Here is a 2,865-nt window from a genome sequence, read left to right as displayed (position 1 = left end):
CCTCGCGGTACGGCCGAGCGCCGCCGCGGCCGCCGCGCGGGCTCGCCGCTCACCATCGGCGGGCCAACGCGCGCAGCGTCCGTGAGCGTCCGGCTCGCGGCACCGTCCACAGCGCGTGCCCTCGGATGCCCCAGCGGCGCAGCAGCGCGTTTGCGGCGAGGAATCCCGTGGTCGCGGCTCGTTCCATCAGGGCGACCGGCAAATCGGTGCGCACCAGGTCGCCGGCGAGCATCAGGGTGGGGTGCGGGGTGTGCACCGTGGGCCGATGGCGATGGCCGCCGACGGCGAACAGCGGGCAGTCGGCGTGCCACTCGTGTCGGGCGTCGAGCACGCGCGCGTGCTCGATCTCCGGGTACAGGCGCCGCAGTTGGGCAAGCAGGTGGTCCTGTACGGCGGTGCGATCGGCTCCCTCGGGCACGGCGTAGGCGTGCAGTTCGATCACCGAGCCGCCCGTACGCCGCGCCCATCGGGCTGCCTCGTCCTCCCATCGTTCCAGGACGCTGACGTTGTCCAACGGGCCGTAGCCGCTCGTGCCCAGGAAGCCGGGTCGCTCCGAGCGCACCCGGCGGTCCAGCCACAGTCGCGAGACCACGAACGGTGGGGCCGTGCGCAGCGCCGCGACTCGCGTGCGCCAGTCGTGGTCACCGACCTGCGGGGAGGCGGCGACCAGGTCGCGCAGGCCGTGCGTGTCCAGGGCCAACACCACTGCGTCGCACACGAGTTCCGGGCCGGCGGTGGCGACTCGGTGGCGGTGCGGCGAAGCGGGTTGGATCGCCTCGACCACGGCGTCGGTGCGCACGTCGACGCCGCGGTCGCGCAGGTAGTGGGCCAGCGGATCCCACAGCGCGGTCGGGAAGGGCTGGTTGGGGACGTCGAAAAGCAGTCCTTCGGCGGATCCGAGGAAGTAGATGTGGAACATCAAGGCGAGTTCGGCCGCGGACAGTCGGGCGGGATCGACGAAGAAGCTGCGGGAGAAGACCTCGAACGCCAGGTGCGCCGCGGCCGGGGGAAATCGGATGGCGGCGAGGAAGTCGGCCGCGCCGACCTCGTCGAGCCGCTCGTACACGTCCGGTACGCGCACGTCCAGCAGCGGCAGGGCGGCTCGCGCGTCCATGGCGAGCAGATCGCGCACGCCGAACGAGGGGCTGCGCGCGACGAAGCCGAGCACGTTCCACGGTGGGGTGCGCGGGACCCGGGCGAATCCGTCCCGGTACCCGGCGCTGTGCCGCAGGGGGTAGTCGGGCAACGCGGTGAGGCGTCCCAGGTCGGGATCGGTGCGGCGCAGCAGGGCGCGCAGGTTGTAGTACTGGCGAAAGAACGCGTGGAAGCCTCGGCTCATCGTCACTCGGGTGCCGTCTCGCAGGTCGACGGGCCAGCCGGCGAGACGGCCGCCGAGCATCGGCCGGCGCTCCAGGACGGTGACGCGTACCCCGCGTTCGGCCAGCGCGGTGGCGGCGGCCAGGCCCGCGATGCCGCCACCGACGACGACGGCGTGCGGGGCTGTTCCGGCGGGCGTGGGGGTGCCGGAGGGGGCGGGCAGCATGCGGGCGCGGCGATCGCGGCCCGGTGGTGGGGTCATCGGTCGCCGTCCTCGTGGTTGCGCGCGAGCAGCGGTACTTCCAGGGCGCAGCGCAGCATGGGCAGGATCGGGGTGCTCAGGCCCAGGGCCAGGTCCTCCCCGAGTCGGGATCGTCCGTCGAGGAAGCGGATCACCCGATCGAAGGCGTTGCGCCGGAAGAGCCTCGTGAAGAATTCGACGCCGTCGACTCGACCGCTCGCGAGGGCACGCAGCATGATCGCGTCCATCGCGAGATGCCGCGCACGATGCGGTGACGGCGGCAGCGGTGTGCGTCCCGCCCGGTAGCTCCGGGCGATGTCGACGCTCTGCCGCTGGATGGTCGCGAACGTGTAGCCGGTGGCCGGCCGGGTGGCGCCGCCGGCGGTGCCGATCCGAAACATCGACGGGCCTGCCCTGCGGTCGAAGACCGCGTCGGTCATCGGGATGACGCCCTGTTCGGCGCGGAGCACCGTGAACACGCCCAGGCGCAGCACCTGTTCGGTGTAGTGCGACAGCACGGATTCGTACTCCCGCGTCGTCGACGGCCGGCTGGAGAATTCCGTGTATTCGACCAGGGCTTCGCGGCGACTCAGCGGGAGCACGTAACCGAAGGACACGCCGCGGCGCGGTTGCGGCGTGCGGAAGTCCATCAGGTCGGCCGTCGACGGGTCGAACGTGTCTCGTTCGGTGCGCACGAACCATCCCCTGAAGTGCTGGAGGAGGGTGGTGCGCGCGGGCGGCAGCCGGCGGGGAGGACGCGAATCGAAGACCCACCGCGCCCGCAGGCGCACCGGGTCCCCGTCGGCGTCTCGCGCGAGTACGTGCGCGCCTGTCGCGTGCTGCCGGACTTCCTCGACGGTGGCCCCGATGCGCCGCACCTGGGGCACGGCGGCCAGTTCCCGTGCCACGTGCGCCTCGAAGTCGACGGACCGGATCATCTTGTAGCGCATGCCCGGCAGCCGCCCGGTGACGCTGCGCGAATCCGCGTCCCGCACGCGGAGCCGGTCCCATCCCGCGCTGACCGTGCGATCCAACGCCCCCTGGCACGTGTCCCAATAGCACCAGGTGCGCTCCGTCGCGGCCGAGGCCGCAACCGGCTGCACCAATGCCACGGTGGGCGTCACCCCGAACGGCCCCGGCCTCGCCACCAGGCAACGGACCAAGGACATTCCGGCCGCCCCGGCGCCGATGACCACAATGTCCAGATCGTCCATGCCTCCGTCATACCGCACGTCCCGGTCGCGGGCCCGCCTCCGCCACGCGCGTCACGGGTGCGAACCGCCACCTGCGCCGCGGGACGGGCCCGG

General features: G+C 72.6%; 2 protein-coding genes. Both read right to left on the bottom strand.

What is annotated here, in order from left to right; translation table 11 throughout:
* Window positions 1-49: 49 nt before the first annotated feature.
* Complete coding sequence (locus tag GT354_RS44340) at window positions 50-1,579, bottom strand: NAD(P)/FAD-dependent oxidoreductase (RefSeq protein ID WP_161362884.1); 1,530 nt, start codon at window positions 1,577-1,579, stop codon at window positions 50-52.
* A complete protein-coding gene (locus GT354_RS44335; protein ID WP_161362882.1) occupies window positions 1,576-2,772 on the bottom strand; it encodes a lycopene cyclase family protein in 1,197 nt (398 codons plus the stop codon). Before GT354_RS44335 ends, GT354_RS44340 begins: the two co-directional genes overlap by 4 nt.
* Window positions 2,773-2,865: the final 93 nt, after the last annotated feature.

The organism is Streptomyces sp. SID3343 (assembly GCF_009865215.1).
Lineage (GTDB): Bacteria > Actinomycetota > Actinomycetes > Streptomycetales > Streptomycetaceae > Embleya.
Note: the sequence above shows the minus strand (reverse complement) of the source record. Positions and strands in the feature narration are given on the sequence as shown.

Coding starts and splice junctions, on each gene's coding strand:
- GT354_RS44335 (WP_161362882.1), bottom strand. CDS start 2,772: ATGGACGATCTGGACATTGTGGTCATCGGCGCCGGGGCGGCCGGAATG.
- GT354_RS44340 (WP_161362884.1), bottom strand. CDS start 1,579: ATGACCCCACCACCGGGCCGCGATCGCCGCGCCCGCATGCTGCCCGCC.